Here is a 249-nt window from a genome sequence, read left to right on the forward strand (position 1 = left end):
GTGTTAGGCGATGAATCAGGTTATGAAGTCGGTGAAGTCCAACGTGTTAAATTAGCGGCAATTGAAGCTGAATGGCACACTGAACCTGCACCAGCAGCCTTTACGGCATTTGGTTTCCCTAACCAAGAAACTATGCACACGGATTACGCCGTTAAGATCCCATATGCGATGGGTATCATTGCGACACGTTCTTTAGATGGAGAAGTAACCGGTATTAAGGATCTTATTAAAGATCACGAAGTACGAATT

1 protein-coding gene is annotated in these 249 nt (G+C 43.8%); it reads left to right on the top strand.

Features of this window, described 5'->3' with window-relative positions; genetic code table 11:
- The coding region (locus tag AAEY72_RS15825) for a cytochrome ubiquinol oxidase subunit I (protein ID WP_352311598.1) at positions 1–249 on the top strand (249 nt) is incomplete at both ends.

It is taken from the genome of Psychrobacter sp. W2-37-MNA-CIBAN-0211 (assembly GCF_040309405.1).
GTDB classification, from domain to species: Bacteria; Pseudomonadota; Gammaproteobacteria; order Pseudomonadales; family Moraxellaceae; genus Psychrobacter; species Psychrobacter glaciei.